Source organism: Olleya sp. KJ81-1, from assembly GCF_055808135.1.
In genome coordinates, this window is record NZ_CM147854.1 from 238,293 (window position 1) to 254,868 (window position 16,576).

General features: G+C 30.3%; 18 protein-coding genes and 1 pseudogene. All 19 read left to right on the forward strand.

Annotation, left to right across the window (positions count from 1 at the left end; genetic code table 11):
* Positions 1 to 41: 41 nt before the first annotated feature.
* The 19 genes and pseudogenes from AC0L3M_RS01090 to AC0L3M_RS01180 all read left to right on the forward strand — a co-directional run bounded on the left by AC0L3M_RS01090 (position 42) and on the right by AC0L3M_RS01180 (position 16,458).
* Positions 42 to 1,196, forward strand: a complete 1,155-nt coding sequence (locus AC0L3M_RS01090; protein ID WP_473431527.1) for a cytidylyltransferase domain-containing protein — start codon at positions 42 to 44, stop codon at positions 1,194 to 1,196.
* 8 nt (positions 1,197 to 1,204) lie between these two features.
* Entirely contained in the window at positions 1,205 to 2,080 is an 876-nt protein-coding gene (locus AC0L3M_RS01095) for an N-acetylneuraminate synthase family protein (RefSeq protein WP_473431528.1), read from the forward strand.
* A gap of 346 nt (positions 2,081 to 2,426) precedes the next feature.
* Positions 2,427 to 3,488: a UDP-glycosyltransferase gene (locus AC0L3M_RS01100; RefSeq protein ID WP_473431529.1), complete on the forward strand. Its 1,062-nt coding sequence runs from the start codon at positions 2,427 to 2,429 to the stop codon at positions 3,486 to 3,488.
* Positions 3,489 to 3,491: 3 nt separating this feature from the next.
* On the forward strand, positions 3,492 to 4,160 hold the full coding sequence (locus tag AC0L3M_RS01105; RefSeq protein WP_473431530.1) for a hypothetical protein: 669 nt from the start codon (positions 3,492 to 3,494) through the stop codon (positions 4,158 to 4,160).
* 21 nt (positions 4,161 to 4,181) lie between these two features.
* Positions 4,182 to 4,897: pseudogene (locus AC0L3M_RS01110) on the forward strand (glycosyltransferase family 2 protein).
* Positions 4,894 to 5,178 carry a hypothetical protein gene (locus tag AC0L3M_RS01115; RefSeq protein WP_473431531.1) on the forward strand — a complete coding sequence of 95 codons (285 nt, stop codon included), beginning with the start codon at positions 4,894 to 4,896 and terminating at the stop codon, positions 5,176 to 5,178. Before AC0L3M_RS01110 ends, AC0L3M_RS01115 begins: the two are co-directional and overlap by 4 nt.
* Before the next feature lie 770 nt (positions 5,179 to 5,948).
* Positions 5,949 to 6,323 (forward strand): hypothetical protein, encoded by a 375-nt coding sequence (locus tag AC0L3M_RS01120; RefSeq protein ID WP_473431532.1) that lies wholly within the window; start codon positions 5,949 to 5,951, stop codon positions 6,321 to 6,323.
* Between the two features lie 3 nt (positions 6,324 to 6,326).
* Positions 6,327 to 7,484, forward strand: coding sequence for a glycosyltransferase family 4 protein (locus tag AC0L3M_RS01125; protein WP_473431533.1), 1,158 nt, complete (start codon positions 6,327 to 6,329; stop codon positions 7,482 to 7,484).
* Between the two features lie 83 nt (positions 7,485 to 7,567).
* On the forward strand, positions 7,568 to 8,440 hold the full coding sequence (locus tag AC0L3M_RS01130) for a hypothetical protein (RefSeq protein WP_473431534.1): 873 nt from the start codon (positions 7,568 to 7,570) through the stop codon (positions 8,438 to 8,440).
* Positions 8,437 to 9,051, forward strand: a complete 615-nt coding sequence (locus tag AC0L3M_RS01135) for a hypothetical protein (RefSeq protein WP_473431535.1) — start codon at positions 8,437 to 8,439, stop codon at positions 9,049 to 9,051. Before AC0L3M_RS01130 ends, AC0L3M_RS01135 begins: the two co-directional genes overlap by 4 nt.
* Before the next feature lie 23 nt (positions 9,052 to 9,074).
* Positions 9,075 to 9,974: a glycosyltransferase family 2 protein gene (locus AC0L3M_RS01140; protein WP_473431536.1), complete on the forward strand. Its 900-nt coding sequence runs from the start codon at positions 9,075 to 9,077 to the stop codon at positions 9,972 to 9,974.
* Positions 9,975 to 9,981: 7 nt separating this feature from the next.
* Positions 9,982 to 11,007 carry a hypothetical protein gene (locus AC0L3M_RS01145; RefSeq protein WP_473431537.1) on the forward strand — a complete coding sequence of 342 codons (1,026 nt, stop codon included), beginning with the start codon at positions 9,982 to 9,984 and terminating at the stop codon, positions 11,005 to 11,007.
* 6 nt (positions 11,008 to 11,013) lie between these two features.
* Positions 11,014 to 12,012, forward strand: coding sequence for a glycosyltransferase family 2 protein (locus AC0L3M_RS01150; RefSeq protein WP_473431538.1), 999 nt, complete (start codon positions 11,014 to 11,016; stop codon positions 12,010 to 12,012).
* Positions 12,012 to 12,479 carry a hypothetical protein gene (locus AC0L3M_RS01155; protein ID WP_473431539.1) on the forward strand — a complete coding sequence of 156 codons (468 nt, stop codon included), beginning with the start codon at positions 12,012 to 12,014 and terminating at the stop codon, positions 12,477 to 12,479. Before AC0L3M_RS01150 ends, AC0L3M_RS01155 begins: the two co-directional genes overlap by 1 nt.
* Before the next feature lie 4 nt (positions 12,480 to 12,483).
* A complete protein-coding gene (locus tag AC0L3M_RS01160; protein WP_473431540.1) occupies positions 12,484 to 13,131 on the forward strand; it encodes a glycosyltransferase in 648 nt (215 codons plus the stop codon).
* Entirely contained in the window at positions 13,131 to 13,418 is a 288-nt protein-coding gene (locus AC0L3M_RS01165) for a hypothetical protein (RefSeq protein ID WP_473431541.1), read from the forward strand. The genes AC0L3M_RS01160 and AC0L3M_RS01165 overlap by 1 nt, the downstream gene beginning before the upstream one ends.
* A 1-nt stretch (position 13,419) precedes the next feature.
* Positions 13,420 to 14,205, forward strand: a complete 786-nt coding sequence (locus tag AC0L3M_RS01170) for a glycosyltransferase (protein ID WP_473431542.1) — start codon at positions 13,420 to 13,422, stop codon at positions 14,203 to 14,205.
* On the forward strand, positions 14,205 to 15,536 hold the full coding sequence (locus AC0L3M_RS01175) for an O-antigen ligase family protein (RefSeq protein WP_473431543.1): 1,332 nt from the start codon (positions 14,205 to 14,207) through the stop codon (positions 15,534 to 15,536). Before AC0L3M_RS01170 ends, AC0L3M_RS01175 begins: the two co-directional genes overlap by 1 nt.
* Positions 15,520 to 16,458 carry a glycosyltransferase family 2 protein gene (locus AC0L3M_RS01180; RefSeq protein ID WP_473431544.1) on the forward strand — a complete coding sequence of 313 codons (939 nt, stop codon included), beginning with the start codon at positions 15,520 to 15,522 and terminating at the stop codon, positions 16,456 to 16,458. The genes AC0L3M_RS01175 and AC0L3M_RS01180 overlap by 17 nt, the downstream gene beginning before the upstream one ends.
* The last annotated feature ends 118 nt before the right edge of the window (positions 16,459 to 16,576 follow it).

A 16,576-nucleotide genomic window follows, 5' to 3' on the forward strand; every position in this document is an offset into this window, starting at 1 on the left:
TATTTTAGCGATTGTTAAAAAGTTTTAAAGTCACCCAATATATGAAAACAATAGGTTTTATTCCTTTACGTAAAGGGTCAAAAGGTATTCCTGGAAAAAATAAACGTAAAATGGTTGGAAGACCATTGTACACTTGGGTTTTGGGTGAAGCATTACACTCTAATTTAGATGTAGTATATGTGTATACAGACGACCAATCCATATTAGAATTTATTACAAAAGAATACCACTATACAGATAAAATTAAAGGGCTTTTAAGAAGTGACAGTAGCGCGACAGATACTGCTTCCACAGAAAGTGCTATGCTGGAATTTGCAGAAAAAATAAACTACGATTTTGATGTATTTTGCTTACTACAAGCAACGTCACCTTTTACTACAGCACAAGACATTAACAATTGTTTGACCGCTTTGGATAACGGAAAAGATTCCGCCTTAACTGTTGTTAATACCCATCGTTTTTTATGGAATGCTGATGGTACTGCTATAAACTACAATCCCGGGAAGCGTCCAAGACGTCAAGATTTTGAAGGCTTGTTGATAGAGAATGGTGCAGTTTACACTTGTACTAAACAGGTGTTACAAGACCTTAAAAATAGATTAGGAAATAACATTGGTATTGTAAAAATGCCACAAGATAGTTTACACGAAATTGATACAGAATCCGATTGGATTACAGTAGAAAATCTATTAATAGCACGTCAACAACAATTAAAAAAAGCTGAGAAAATAACACATTTAGTCTTAGATGTTGATGGCGTTTTTACGGATGGAACCATAACTTATACCAAGGATGGTGAACATACCAAAAGCTTTGACATGCGAGATGGGATGGGATTAGAGATTTTAAGACAATTTGGTGTTGAGGTTATGATTATGACTAGCGAACAATCCGAGTTGGTCGCAAAACGCATGCAGAAGCTTCAATTAAAACAAGTGTTTTTAGGTGTAAAAGATAAATACACGTTACTTCAAACCTTATCAAGACAACAAGGCTTTTCGTTAAATAATGTGGCTTATGTAGGCGATGATGTAAACGATATGTCTAACATTTGTAGCGTTGGTTGGTCATTAGCACCACAAAATGCTATGACCGAAATTAAAACCATAGCAGACGTTGTATTATCAAAACCATCTGGTGCAGGAGCCATCAGAGAAGCTTGTCAGTTTATTAAAAATTATAATATAAGATATTAAGTAAATACATGAATACATACAAAAAACCTTACATCATAGCAGAGATTGGATGTAACCATAAAGGCGATATGCAAATTGCTAAAGAGTTAATCCAAATGGCTAAAATATTTTGTAATGTAGATGCTGTCAAGTTTCAGAAGCGTCATAATATTGAGCTGCTAACGGAAGAACAATATAACAGTCCACACCCAAATCCTTCCAACTCGTATGGTGATACTTATGGTGCACATAGAGAGTATTTAGAGTTTGATGTGGCTCAACATCAAGAGCTTAAGGCTTTTTGCGAATCTATTGGGATTGATTATTCAACCTCTGTTTGGGATTTGACATCCGCAAAAGAGATTGCTTCATTACAGCCAAAGTTTATCAAAATACCTTCGGCTTGTAATAATAATGTTATCATGTTAGAATGGTTATGTGAACATTACAAAGGCGAACTTCATATTTCTACAGGAATGACCACTAAATCTGAAATTGAAGATTTAGTACAGTTATTTAGTAAGCATAACAGAGTCAAAGATTTAGTGTTATATAACTGTACTTCTGGCTATCCAGTACCCTTTGAAGATGTTTGTTTATTAGATATTAATTTATTGATTGAAAAATACGGTAATCAAGTTAAACATATTGGTTTTTCTGGACACCATTTGGGTATTGCAGTTGATATTGCAGCTTACACTTTAGGTGCACCAATTATTGAGCGTCATTATACCTTAGATCGCACTTGGAAAGGAACGGATCATGCTGCCTCTTTGGAGCCTATGGGTTTACGTAAATTATCAAGAGATTTAAATGCTGTGCATAAAGCTTTAACGTTTAAAAGCCAAGACATTTTACCCATAGAGCAAGTACAACGTGATAAATTAAAAAATCAAAAAGGATAACCTGATTTTATTATAATGAAAAAAAGTATTTGTCTTTTTTCCTGATGGTGTTGGTTTACGAAACTTTGCCTTTACAGATTTTAAATCCATTGGAGAACAGCATGGTTTTGATATCACGTATTGGAATAATACTGTTTTTTCGTTAAAAGATCATTTAGGTTTTAATGAAGTTAAGATAGATAACCATCAAATTCATCCATTAACACCCTTATATTCGAGAGCACGAAAACATGCCGAATTAAACGTTTCTAGAGATAAATTTAATGATGATGTTTACCCTACTTATAAGTTTCCTTTTAATTATAAAGGCGTTAAAAACACGCTTAAAAGTTTATATACCAAAGTATTGATTGGATTGTATTCTTCTGAAAAAGGTGTTAAAAAAATTAGACGAAAGATAAATAATTTAGAGCGTCAAAACCCTAAGTATGCGTATTGTAAAGCACAATTACAACAGCATAAACCAGATTTAATATTTTGTACAACGCAGCGTGCTACACAGTCGATAAGTGCGTTATTAGCTGCTAAAGATTTAGGCATTCCTACGGTTGCTTTTGTGTACTCATGGGATAATGTACCTAAAGCGATGCAAGTCGTGGAGACTGATTATTATTGTGTTTGGAGTGACCACATGAAGCGTGAAGTCTTACAATACTATCCATTTGTGAAAGCTGAACAAGTGTTTGTAACAGGAACACCACAGTTTGAACCACACTATAATACTAGCTTAAAACAAAGTCGAGCAGACTTTTTTAAGCAATATAATTTAGATATTAATAAAAAATACATTTGCTATTCTGGTGATGATGAAACGACGTCACCTTTAGATCAATATTATTTAGAAGATTTAGCAAATACGGTAAGGAGTTTAAATGCTAAAGGCGAAAATTTAGGTATTATTTACAGGAAGTGTCCTGTGGATTTTACATCAAGATACGATGCTGTAATCCATGCTAATAAAGATATTATTGACGTTTTAGATCCCATTTGGAAGCCAATAGGTGACCAGTGGAACCAGGTATTACCAGCAAAGGAAGACTTTAAAATGTTGTATAATGTTTGCGAGCATAGTGCGTTTGTAACCAATGTCTGCTCATCCACTGTCTTTGATTTTGTTGCGCACGACAAAGCTTGCATTTATTATAATTATGAGCAACCGCAACTTAAAAAAGGGATTAGAGATATAGGTCAAAACTATAAATACGTTCATTTTAGAAGTATGCCAAGTGATGAAGCAGCAGTATTTTGTACCGATAAAAACGATTTGGATCATTTAGTAAAACAAATATTAGATGGTCAATTATCAAATGTAGTAGAAGGTAAAAGATGGTACGAGATTATCGTTGGTAAAACACCAACCAAATCCTCAGAAAACATATGGAAGGCAATTAATGCAATACTTAATTAACGTATGACTGAAAACTACTTCGAAAACATAAAAAATCAGTTTTTAGTTAACGATACGTCTCTATTTAGATTCGGAAGTATTGGTGATGGTGGCTATTGGTTGAATCCCGAAACAATTACAAAATCTCATGTTTTATTTAGTGGAGGCATATCTTCTAATGTAGAGTTCGAGTACGATTTGTTTAGGTTTAATGATCGTATTAATATTGTAATGGTAGATCCAACGGTATCTGGAGCTAAACTTATCTTTAAGGGATTGGCTCGATTGTTTTTTAAAAAGCCTAATAAACTGCGTTATTTGTTTAATGCATTACAATTTAATTATCTAATTAGAACCTCACGCTGTCAACATCTAAAATTGTGGTTAAAACAACCGGAATCTATTTTGAAAATAGCAAATTCCACTTTTAATCATAATAAGAATATTTTATTAAAACTAGATATAGAAGGTAGCGAATATGATTTTTTAGATGAAATATCTTCCAATTTGGATTGCTTCTCAGCTTTAGTTTTCGAGTTTCATGATTTACATAAACATCATGATCGCGTTTATAATTTTATAAACTCATGCCAAGCACAATTTGATTTAGTGTATTTAGGTATTAATCCATCAGGAGGTTTTGATGGTGAAGACAGACCTAAGTGTATTGAGATAACGATGGAAAGAAAATAAAAGTTAATAATATTTAAATATATGAACGTTAAAAAACTATCAATAATAATTCCTGCATATAATGAGGGAAATACTATTCATCTTATTTTAGATAAAGTAAAAGCTATTGACTTGTTAAATAGTATAGAAAAGGAAGTTATTATTGTTAATGATTTTTCAACTGATAATACAGAAAATGCCATAAAAAAATATATGATAAATAATCAAGGTTTGTCTATCAAATATTTTAAACAAGATAAAAATAAAGGTAAAGGAGCCGCTTTGCATAGAGGTATTAAGGAGGCTACAGGTGATTATTTAATCATTCAAGATGCAGATTTAGAATATGACCCAAAAGAATATAATCTATTATTAAGACCTGTTTTAGATGGATTTGCAGATGTAGTTTATGGAAGTCGTTTTATGGGAGGTAATCCACATCGTGTACTTTTTTTCTGGCATACTATTGGGAACAAGTTTTTGACATTTCTATCTAATTTAATGACTAATTTAAATTTAACAGATATGGAAACTTGTTATAAGTTATTCAAGACTGATATTATCCAATCACTTGATTTAAAAGAAAACCGTTTTGGCTTTGAGCCTGAAGTAACAGCTAAAGTTTCAAGAGTTAAAAACATAAGGATTTACGAAGTAGGTATTTCTTATTACGGAAGGACTTATGAAGAAGGAAAAAAATAGGATGGAAAGATGGATTTAGAGCTATGTATTGTATCATAAAGTATCGATTTTTATGAAAAAAATAGCTTTCTATATTTTATTAATTATAGGAATTGTATATCGTTTTTATTATCAATTTATACAGCCTGCATTTAATGTGGATGAAATTAATTTAGGTAATAATATTAAATCCCTAAGTTATTTTGAGTTATTAAAACCATTAAGTGCTGGTCAAAGTGCACCTCCATTATTTTTATGGATTCAAAAGTTTATAATTTCAAATTCTCCATTGGAGTTTTGGATAAATATTAAATTATTAAGTTTTTTGGTTTCAATAGCTTCAATTTATTTTTTTTAATTTTTATAAAAAGACATCGCTTTCAGCTAATTTTCTTAGTTCCTTTTGTAATCTTACTTTTTAATCCATTTGTAATATATAATACATTAGCTTTAAAACAGTATACGTTTGATTTATTAGGAGTAATATTATTAATCCTATATTTTAAAAATTCAAAGTTTTCTAGTTATGGTCCTTTATTTTTTCTAGTATGGAGTCTTATTTCCAATATAGGTCTTTTTAGTTGTGTTGGCTATTTATGCTATTTATTTTTAAACAATAAAAAGTATAATTTACGCTCTTTTTTTAAAGCAATTATACCTTTTAGTTTAAAGAACTATAAATTTATAATTGCAGTTTTTCCTTATACTCTGTACTATTTCTGGTTTATGTCGCAGCAAGGTGCATCTGATTTAAAAATATATATGATTGCATATTGGTCAGGTTCATTTATACCGTTAAACTCTAATTTTTTTTACTATTGGATTATTCTACTTCATGCTTTCTGGACTTATTTTTATAATATGTTAGAGTCTATTGGACTATTAATTTTTAGTTTTACTTTTTTAGTTTTAGGGTATCAAATATTTAAAAACAAAATTATTTTTTTAAAGCACGAAATCAAATTGTGTCTCTTTATATTTGGTGTACATCTACTATTAAATGTTTTAAAACTATATCCATTATCAGACAGATTATTTCTGTATCTCATTTTGCTGTTTATACTTTTAACCAGTTCTGCATTACATTTTGTAAGTTCATTAAAAAATAAAAATTTAATTTTAAAATCAGTGCCATTTATTTTCGTTTCATTATTGATTTTTGGGTACTCTAAATATTATACTTTTAAAGAAAATGATGTAAATTCTGTTTTAAAGTATTGCAAAACAAACAATATTAAAGGTGTCTATGTTACTTCAAAAGCAAAAAATAGCATTGTAGATTTTAATGTATTTACAAATGAATATTTTAATTCTAATTTAGATTTGCTAGAAATTAATTCTAGTTTTAATAAATCGGATTATCTTTTAACTAGGATTCATAATAAATTAAAACCAAATAAAGTATCTGAAGAAAACAAAATGATTACAAGTTTATTAAGCAATCATAGAATTAAGATTGAAAATCAATTCAATGGATTTAATATTTATAAAATTCTAAAATAGAAAATGCACATCGCTTTTTTAACATCAGAGTATCCACATCCTAAAGTGTCTCACGCTGCAGGAATAGGTACTAGCATAAAAAATCTGGCAGATGCTTTAGTGAATAAAGGTGAGCAAGTTACTGTTTTTGTGTATCATCAGGATACCTCACAAATTATAGAAGATCAAGGCGTGACAATCCACCTGATTCCTAAAAAGAAATCACCATTTTTTACTTGGTATTTTTATAGAAAGAAACTTCAGGACTATATTAACACTGTAATAGAAACACAAAAGATAGATATAATAGAAGCACCTGATTGGACTGGTATTACAGCTTTTATGAAGCTAACAGCACCTGTAGTCATTAAGCTTCATGGTAGTGATGCTTACTTTTGCAATCTAGAGAAAAGACGACAGAAATTTAAAAATTTTGTTTTTGAAAAATTAGCACTACAATCAGCTATTGCTTACATCGCTCCAACTACCTTTGCAGGAGAAATTACTGCTAAGATTTTCGGTTTAAACCGAAAAAAAATAAAGACGATTCATAATGGAGTACAACTAGATTATTTTAATAATTATACACCTGAAATTTACGACCCTAAAACGTTAATATATGTAGGTACAATTATCAGAAAAAAAGGTGTTTTGGAGCTAGCTGAAATTTTTAATACAATTTTAGAGACAGAACCTAAGGCTAAATTAAAATTAATAGGTGGTGATTCTCCTGACATAAAAACAGGACAAACATCTACTTTTGCTTTAATGCAGTCTATCTTTTCAGATCAAGCTAAACAAAATGTGGCGTATTTGGGTAAAATACCTTACAGCGATGTTAAAGCACATATTAAAAAAGCCCATGTCTGTACTTTTCCTAGTCTTGCTGAAACTTTAGGTATGGTTACTATAGAGAGTATGGCATTACAAAAACCAGTTGTAAATACTAGCATTGGTTGGGCACAAGAGTTGATTGATGATGGTATCAATGGATTTTTAGTGCATCCTTCTGACATTGAAGGTTATAGTAAAGCTATCTTAAAATTATTTAAAGATCCTGAGTTATCGGCAACTATTGGTCGTGCTGCTAGAAAAAAAACCGAATTATCTTTTGATATTAATAGTATTGCAGATAAAAATATTACCTTTTATAAATCTGTAATATCAGACGCTAAAGCTTAATGATTTTAAAAAAAATAAAACAATTTTTAGGTAAAAATCACAAAAAGACAAAGGTATTTGCTCACTATCTAAAATACTTTAGTTTGAAGCCAACCAATCAAAAACAAATTATAGTTTGCTTTGATGGCTTGTTTCCGCATGGTGGATTGGTTGATCGTTTAAAAGGCATTATCTCTTTTTATCAAATAGCACAAATATTGGATTACGATTTTAAAATAATCTTTAATAATCCATTTGATTTAAACCTCTTTTTACAACCCAATACTGTGGATTGGCAGATTAACACAAGTAAAATGAGTTGGCATCCAACTAAATCAAAAACTGTGTGTTTAGTAAATAATTTTAAGGTTAACCCATTAAAACTGATTAAAAACTCTAAAGCCAAACAGTTTTATGTGTACGCTAATATTGATTATGGTAAAACCATTTTTCCGGATTTAAATACAGAGCAATTAGAGAATAAATGGCGTACTGATTTTAATCATTTATTTAAAAAAAGTGAATTATTGGAAGCCAAATTAAATGCTATTACAACAACACCATTTATTTCATTTCATTCTCGATTTACAACATTAATGGGAGATTTTAAAGATAGCACTACTAAAGTTTTATCTGTGGACGAGCAGGACGTTTTGTGTAACAATTTAGTGACTATTATTAACCGAGTTAAGGCAACGCATAACATTAATGCGTTTGTGTTTTCAGATAGTATTAATTTTATCAAATTTGCTAAACAAAAAGGGCAAGTTAGTAGTATAGAAGGTCAACCGTTTCACATGGATAATTTTAGTAATAACAACAATACAGATGGTCATTTAAAAACATTAATTGATTTTTTTATGATTGCCAAAAGCGATACGGTCTATTTTTTAAATGTAAAACCAATGTATAATAGTAGTTTTTCTAAATATGCTGCAATTGTTGGTCAAGCTAATTTTGAAGTACTAGAAGCATGATAATTATTGTTCATCATAAATACAAAACAACTCAAGTATTGGATGCTAAAATGCAAACCATTACAAGTATTGCTATTGGTAATTCTATAACTCAAACTATTTATGATGTGTCGACGACATTTGCTGATGTATTAATTGTTTGGTGTGATGCGGACTATTTAGATGTTTTAGATTTTAATAGTATACCTAAAGTATTCCATCATCGACGTATTTTAGCTAGTTATAATCCAGCAGCTAATTATTTTCTGCAAAAACAAATAGGGTATGTGGAACGGTCATTTTATGTTAAAGTCAATAAAAAAATGACTTATCCAACTTGGATGATGTCAAGTTGTGTTGGAGGTATACATGCTTCAGTCATAAATAACTTATATAAAGACTTAAATTTTAATATAAACTTTGATTATTTTATAAATTCGTTAGCCAAACGAGCTATGGTTGAAGGGTTGTTTTGTTATTCTGAACCAAAATTGTTACAAGGAAATTTTTCAGCTACAGCTGAAATAAAACAAGGTTCGATTTATGAAACTTTTAAATTTGTAAAGCAACATTATAAATGGGTTTGGGTGTTTTTTTTAAGTCTATCTTATCTTATTTATGAAAAAAAATAACGTTATTACCTTTAATCAAAAGCTTGTTTTATAAACAACTTAGCACAACATTTAATTTACAACAAATACCTGTTCAGTCCACCAAAAGCGTAATTAATAAGCGAGAAATTGATGTTATAATTCCAACCATTGGTAGAAAACAATATTTATACGATGTTTTAAAGGATTTGGCGACGCAAACCATTTTGCCAAAAAATGTAATTATTGTAGAACAAAACTCCTTAAAAACTTCAAAATCTGAATTGGATTATTTAACAAATGAAGCATGGCCTTTCAACATTAAACATACTTTCACATATCAATCAGGTGTTTGTAATGCGCGAAATTTAGCCTTATCACAAGTAGAAAGCGAATGGACTTTTTTAGGAGATGATGATAACAGATTTGATTCCAATTTAATTGAGACTTTATTTAACCGAATTAACCAATATGGCGTCCAAGTAGGTACAACAGTTTATCTGCAGAAAAATGAACTGCAAACCTATTTAAAAACAGCGCAAACTAGTATTTTTGGGGCAGGTAATAGTATTATTAAATCAAGCCTAATCCAACAGGTGAAATTTAATTTAAACTATGAGTTTAACTATGGAGAAGATACTGATTTTGGTATGCAGTTGCGACACTTAGGTGAAGATGTGGTTTACTTTGCAGACATAAAAATAGACCATCTTAAAGCTCCAATTGGTGGTTATCGTATCAAAGTGAGTCATCCTTGGTCAGAGGATGAGATTGTACCAAAACCATCGCCAACCATACAACTGTTATATCAAACTTATTTTACGCCTGAACAATTATTAGGTTATAAATTATTATTAGGTTTACGCAGCTTTAAAAGTAGCGCTAATAAAAACCCTTATACTTATTTAAAACAGTATAAAAAACAATGGGAGCGTAGTCAATTTTGGAGTAAAAAATTACAGTAAAATCGAGATGCTTAAACTATACACAAATACTAATTTTTTAACCGAAGCGTATCGACGTCAAGTCTTTCCGTTGTTATTTGATTTGGTATTTAAGCAAAACCAAAAGCTACTTGAAAAGTACAGTATTGTTTCTAGTATTGAAGATGCAAATATTGTGGTTTTACCAGTAGATTATGCAGTGTTTTTAAAGCAAAGCAAACCTTTTTTAGAGCTTTTAAAAGCTGCTAAAACAGCAAAGCTTCCTATATGGATTTATACTGCAGGAGACTATGGGTTTACTAATTACATACCTAATAGTTATACCTTTAGGTTAGGTGGTTTTGATAGTAAAATGGATAAAAGCACTTATGTTTTACCATCTTTTATAAACGATCCGTATGCTTCCGTTTTGACTCAAGATTTTTCTGTTTTAAAAAAAACAAGTAAGCCAAGTATTGGTTTTGTTGGTCATGCACAATCTGGCGTTTTAAAATATTTAAAAGACTATTCCAATCATTTAAAATATCAAGTCAAACGAAAGTCTAATAAAATACTGGCAGATAAACAGAGGTTTTATCCATCCAGTGTTAAGCGTGCCAACTATTTACAAACACTAGCTATAAATGAAGGTTTAGAAACCAATTTTATTCTTAGAACTAAATATAGAGCAGGCTCGCATTCTCCTGAAACACAACAAAAAACTACTCAGCAATTTTATAATAATCTATTTAACAATGCCTATACTTTTTGCATAAGAGGTGTTGGGAATTTTTCGGTTAGATTTTACGAAACTTTGGCTGTAGGACGGATTCCTATTTTGTTAAATACAGATTGTAGATTACCATTAAACACACATATTGATTGGTCTAAACATTGTTTAATTTTAGATACATCAAGTCACATTAAAATAGCAGATCAAATTTTAGAATTTCATAAAGGATTATCGGCATCTGAATTTGAGGATATCCAACATTCTAATCGCAACTTATGGCTTAATACGTTGCAGCGGGAGGCTTATTTTTTAGAAATTTATAAACAGTTTAAAACTACATAGTAATTCATGAATTTATCTTTTTCATTAGTCATTTGCACGTATATGCGACCAGAAGCTATCATTAAACTTTTGAATTCCGTTGCCTTGCAGACATTGTATCCTAATGAAATACTTGTAATAGATGGTTCTTCAAATTCTGAAACTGAAATAGTTTTAAATAAAAATACTTTTAAGAACCTAAAATATTTTAATGTTGATGAGTCTAATAGAGGCTTGACCAAACAACGTAATTTTGGAATTAGTAAAGTCGATAAATCCAATGATGTTGTTTGCTTTTTGGATGATGATGTTGTATTAGAAAGTGATTATTTTCAGCAATTAATTACTACCTATCAAACGCATCCACAAGCGCTAGCTGTAGGAGGTTATATCACTAACGAAGTAAAATGGGAACTATCAGATAAAGCTAATAAATCATCAAAATTCTATTTTGATAACTGGATGCGCAATGAGCCCTCTAGATTTAAAATCAGAGCCATTTTTGGTTTACAACCTGATACAAAACCTGGATTTTTACCAACATTTGCACATGGACGTTCGGTTAGTTTTTTACCACCTTCTGGTAAGATTTATAACGTTGAGCAACTAATGGGTGGCGTTTCTAGTTATAAAACACAAATATTTCAGCAGTTATCATTTTCTACTTATTTTGAAGGTTATGGCTTGTATGAAGATGCAGATTTTTCAATAAGACTAGCTAAATTAGGACCATTATATATTAACACAAATGCTAAACTGGCTCATTATCATGATGGTTCTGGAAGACCAAACCAGTATAAATATGGTAAAATGGTAGTTAGAAACAGTTGGTATGTGTGGCGCGTCAAATATCCAAATCCTACTTTAAAAGCTAGCTTTAAATTTCATGCGACCGAGTTATTATTAATGACCATTAGAGCAACAAATATCATTACCTCTAAAGAAAAATTAAAAGTATTAACCGAAACGTTAGGTCGTAAAATTGGTTGGATTTCGCTTATATTTAACAAACCCAAAATTCAATAATGCGTTTTTTAATTATCACACATGTTTTTCATAAACCAAAAGCACAGCAATGGTTTGCTTATGCACCTTATGTGCGTGAAATGAATTTGTGGTTAAACTATGTAGATGAGGTTGAAATCGTAGCCCCAAAAACAAATGCGTCTATTTCAGACATTGATATAGCATACATGCACGATAACGTTAAGTTTACTCAGATACCATCCATCGCTTTTATTAATTTTAGTAGTGTCTTAAAGTCATTAGTTGCCATACCATTTATACTATTTAGATTATTTCAGGCCTGTAATCGTGCTGACCATATTCATTTAAGATGTCCGGGAAATATTGGTTTACTAGGTTGTATGGTTCAGGTTTTTTTTCCGAAGAAATTAAAAACTGCTAAATATGCAGGTAATTGGGATCCAAATGCGAAACAACCCTTAAGTTACAAACTTCAAAAAAATACTTTCAAATACCACTTGGACTAAAAATATGACTGCTTTAGTTTATGGTGAGTGGCACAATCAGACTAAAAATATCAAGTCGTTTTTTACAGCAACCTTTAATAATGAAGACCGAGAGGCGATTATTTTTAGAGATTATTCTGCTGATTTGCATTTTATTTTTGTTGGTAGTTTAGTTGAAGGGAAACGTCCATTATTGGCAATACAAATCGTTGAAAAATTAATTAAAAAAGGGATTGCAAGTCACTTAGCATTATATGGTGATGGAATTTTAAAAGCAGAATTGCAGCAATACATAAAAATAAATAAATTAGAAAACCATATCGTTTTACACGGAAATCAAACCAATGAAACCATAAAATCAGCATTAAAACAATCACATTTTTCAATATTAGCATCAAAGTCCGAAGGTTGGCCAAAAGCCTTAGCTGAAGCTATGTTTTATGGCGTCATACCTATTGCCACGTCAATATCTTGTGTGCCAAATATGTTAGATAATGGAAAAAGAGGCCTCTTGATTGCACCTGATTTAGAGTCTGCAGTTAACAAAATTGAAAGTTGTTTGTTAGATAAGTCGCATTTTCGAGAACAATCTATTAAAGCTTCAGTCTGGTCACAACAGTACACTTTGGATGTTTTTGAGACAGAAATAAAACGTTTAATAACTTCCAAATAATGAAAGTATTACAATTAATTGATAGCTTGGAAGCAGGAGGTGCAGAGCGTGTTGCGGTAAACTATGCCAATGGTTTGTTGCATTTTGTTGAAGCAAGTTATTTGTGTACTACCAGAGCAGAAGGACTTTTAAAAGGCGAATTAAATAAAGACGTTGGCTATTTGTTTTTAAATAAAAAAACAACCTTAGATAGTAAAGCTATTAAGCTGTTATACAAATTAATTAAGGACGAAAAAATACAGATTGTTCATGCGCATGGTTCGTCTTTTTTTAGCAACAATAATTAAGTTGTTACAGCCCAAATTAAAATTAGTTTGGCATGATCATTATGGTAAAAGCGAATTTTTAAAGCAACGACCAAAGCAGGTTTTAAAAGTCTGTTCTCGTTTTTTTAATCATATATTTAGTGTAAATTCTAAATTAGAAGCTTGGGCAAAAACGACACTTAAAGTGAAATCGGTTAGTTATTTACCTAATTATGCAGTAAAAAATAATAATCCGCTAACTACAAAATTAAAAGGAGTGGAAGGTAAGCGTATTGTTTGCTTAGCAAATTTAAGACCACAAAAAGATCATTTAAATTTACTGAAAGCTTTTAAAGCGGTTTTAATAACTGAACCAACTTGGACTTTGCATTTAATAGGTCAGGATTTTGAGGATGCATATTCTAAATCTATTTTTGACTTTATTAATTTAAATAAATTAGAAACGTCTGTCTTTATTTATGGTAGTTGCGCAGATACTTCTGCTATTTTACAGCAAAGTACAATAGGTGTTTTGTCTTCAAAATCTGAAGGCTTACCTTTGGCGTTGTTAGAGTATGGATTAGCTGGTTTACCTGTAATTTGTACCAATGTAGGCGATTGTAGTTTGGTGATTTCTGATGTTAATGAAGGTAGATTAATTCCTTCAGAAAATAGTACAGCATTACAAAAGGCTATGCTTCACTTTATAACAGATTTAAAACAAGCAAAAAGTGATGGAAATCATTTAAAAATTAAAGTGGAATACGCATTTTCAGAACATTCAACATTAAAAAAAATAGAGTTACTATATCAAACTATTACTAGTTAATGACACAAAGCGATTACATTATTAAAAAGATAGAAAATCTATTTAAACCTTTGTATATAAGGATTGCTTTGCTGTTAATGATAGTTTCTTATTTTTATAACCTTCCTGCATTAAAATATAGTTTAAACGGAAATAATGAATTGCGATTATATGATATGGTTGGATTAGTAATCCTATTTATTGTATTCAATAACCTTAAATTAATAACAGTTTATGTCAAATCTAAAACGTATTTAAAGTATTTAAACACTTTTATAATATGGGCTGGATTTACGCTTATTTTCAATGCTGCATTTAGCATATACAAAGGTCGTCCATTGTGGTTTGTCCAAACCTGCTTATATTATTATCATTTATTAGTCTTTTTTTATACAGCTGTTTTAATAGCAATGTATTTAAGAAAACAATCACGTTATAAATACTTGGCTAGTTTAATATTAGTTTTGGCTATTGCAGAGTCTGTTTTAGTCTTTTCTCAACATGCTGGATTGGTTCCCTTTTTATGGAATGATATCTACCTTGAATCTTATGGAGGATTTTTATCTGGTGCTTTGGGTCCAAATAAAATTAATTTAGGGATGAATATGTTTTTCTCTTTTATTTTTGCGACTGGATTATTATTACAAAAACACTTAAAAGTAAACCGAATATTAGTGATTATAGCATTGCTAGCCTCTTTGGCAACCATAGGTGTTTCTGGATCTAGAACAACGTATTTAGCTTTAATTATATTTGTTTGTTATTTATTTGTTTCAAGTACTAAAAAGTTTTTTGGACTATCTATAATTATTTCATTAGGCGTTATTGTTGCGTTTTTCTTGAATTTGGAATTTATTGAAGCCATTACAACCACCATTGAAAATAGAGTGGTCAATAAAGTATCTAATCCTGGAATATTTACAGGAGAAAGCTTGGACGTGGGTGATTTATATGAAGATTTAGGTGCAGGTCGTAAACAATTATCTGTGCGTTACTTTTATTATTTAATTGAAAACCCATTGATTATGCCTTTTGGTATTGGTTTAAATAATAGGTTACTAATTCAGTTTTCGGCACATAATATCTATTTAAGTTTGATTAATGAAGTAGGATTAGTAGGCTTGTTTTTATATTTTAAATGGCTAACAAATTATTTGTATTTAAAGTTTGGAAAAGCTAAGTCTTTAAAATCCGTTTTAAATGGTTTAGTATTAGCTATGCTTGTGACCTTGTTTTTTGGAGAACATTTATATATTTACCGTTCATTGTTTACAATTTTAGGTTACTTTTTGTTAATTGTGGTTATGTTAATCGCACCACGTTATTACTTTACTAATGTTAAATCAAAATAAAATAGCTGTTGTAATCCCTTACTATAATGCATCACAGCATATTGTAAGTGTATTGGTTAAACTACCAAAGATTATTGACACGATTTACATTATTGATGATTGTGGTAATCAGACTTTACCACAACAAGTTTTAGAGACATTTCAAAACGTAGTCTATATTAAAAATGATAATAATTTAGGGGTTGGAGGTGCTACAAAAACAGGTTTTAAAGCTGCAATAGCAGATAAGATAGATATTGTTGTTAAAGTAGATGCAGATGACCAAATGGATACAAGCTATATTGAGGATTTAATTAAACCACTAATAAATAACCAAGCAGACTATTCTAAAGGTAATCGCTTTAGAGATTTTAAAGCATTAAAAGCAATGCCATTAACGCGTAAAGTTGGTAATTTGGGCTTATCTTTTTTAACAAAAGCTGCAACTGGTTATTGGAATAATTTTGATCCTACAAATGGTTTTTTTGCTGTTAAAACAGAAACACTAGAAAAGCTGGATTTTGATAATATTGCTAACAGATATTATTTTGAAACCTCTTTAATAGCCGAACTTTATTTTCAGGAGTCAAGAATCAAAGACATTTCAATGCCTGCTATTTATGGTGATGAAAAATCAAGTATGAGCGTCTGGAAAATGCCTTTTGTGTTTCTACCAAAGCTTTTTAAAACCTTTATAAAGCGTATTATAAAATCATATTTTATTTACGATTTTAACATGTCTTCAATATATATATTATTTGGTCTTCCATTATTTTTATTTGGTTTAATATATGGATTATATACATGGTGGTTTTATAGCAGTCAATCTATATTTGCGCCTACAGGGACTATCATGTTAGTGACTTTAACCATAATAATTGGTTTTCAGTTATTGTTACAAGCAGTGCATTATGATATCACTAAAGCCCCAAAATCTAACTAAATGAAGCGTCTTGGCAAGTACAAGTTATTGTTAGTTTTTTTATTAACATTATAATAGCTGTCGCTTATTTTATAGATAATAAAGACGCTAGTTATAGCGAGTTATCTTCAGATATTCA

Bases quoted from the DNA above. Each gene is read 5' to 3' on its own strand.
- AC0L3M_RS01155 (WP_473431539.1), top strand. From the start codon at position 12,012: ATGCGTTTTTTAATTATCACACATGTTTTTCATAAACCAAAAGCACAG.
- AC0L3M_RS01135 (WP_473431535.1), top strand. From the start codon at position 8,437: ATGATAATTATTGTTCATCATAAATACAAAACAACTCAAGTATTGGAT.
- AC0L3M_RS01180 (WP_473431544.1), top strand. From the start codon at position 15,520: ATGTTAAATCAAAATAAAATAGCTGTTGTAATCCCTTACTATAATGCA.
- AC0L3M_RS01095 (WP_473431528.1), top strand. From the start codon at position 1,205: ATGAATACATACAAAAAACCTTACATCATAGCAGAGATTGGATGTAAC.
- AC0L3M_RS01160 (WP_473431540.1), top strand. From the start codon at position 12,484: ATGACTGCTTTAGTTTATGGTGAGTGGCACAATCAGACTAAAAATATC.
- AC0L3M_RS01125 (WP_473431533.1), top strand. From the start codon at position 6,327: ATGCACATCGCTTTTTTAACATCAGAGTATCCACATCCTAAAGTGTCT.
- AC0L3M_RS01115 (WP_473431531.1), top strand. From the start codon at position 4,894: ATGAAAAAAATAGCTTTCTATATTTTATTAATTATAGGAATTGTATAT.
- AC0L3M_RS01145 (WP_473431537.1), top strand. From the start codon at position 9,982: ATGCTTAAACTATACACAAATACTAATTTTTTAACCGAAGCGTATCGA.
- AC0L3M_RS01165 (WP_473431541.1), top strand. From the start codon at position 13,131: ATGAAAGTATTACAATTAATTGATAGCTTGGAAGCAGGAGGTGCAGAG.
- AC0L3M_RS01105 (WP_473431530.1), top strand. From the start codon at position 3,492: ATGACTGAAAACTACTTCGAAAACATAAAAAATCAGTTTTTAGTTAAC.
- AC0L3M_RS01150 (WP_473431538.1), top strand. From the start codon at position 11,014: ATGAATTTATCTTTTTCATTAGTCATTTGCACGTATATGCGACCAGAA.
- AC0L3M_RS01175 (WP_473431543.1), top strand. From the start codon at position 14,205: ATGACACAAAGCGATTACATTATTAAAAAGATAGAAAATCTATTTAAA.
- AC0L3M_RS01090 (WP_473431527.1), top strand. From the start codon at position 42: ATGAAAACAATAGGTTTTATTCCTTTACGTAAAGGGTCAAAAGGTATT.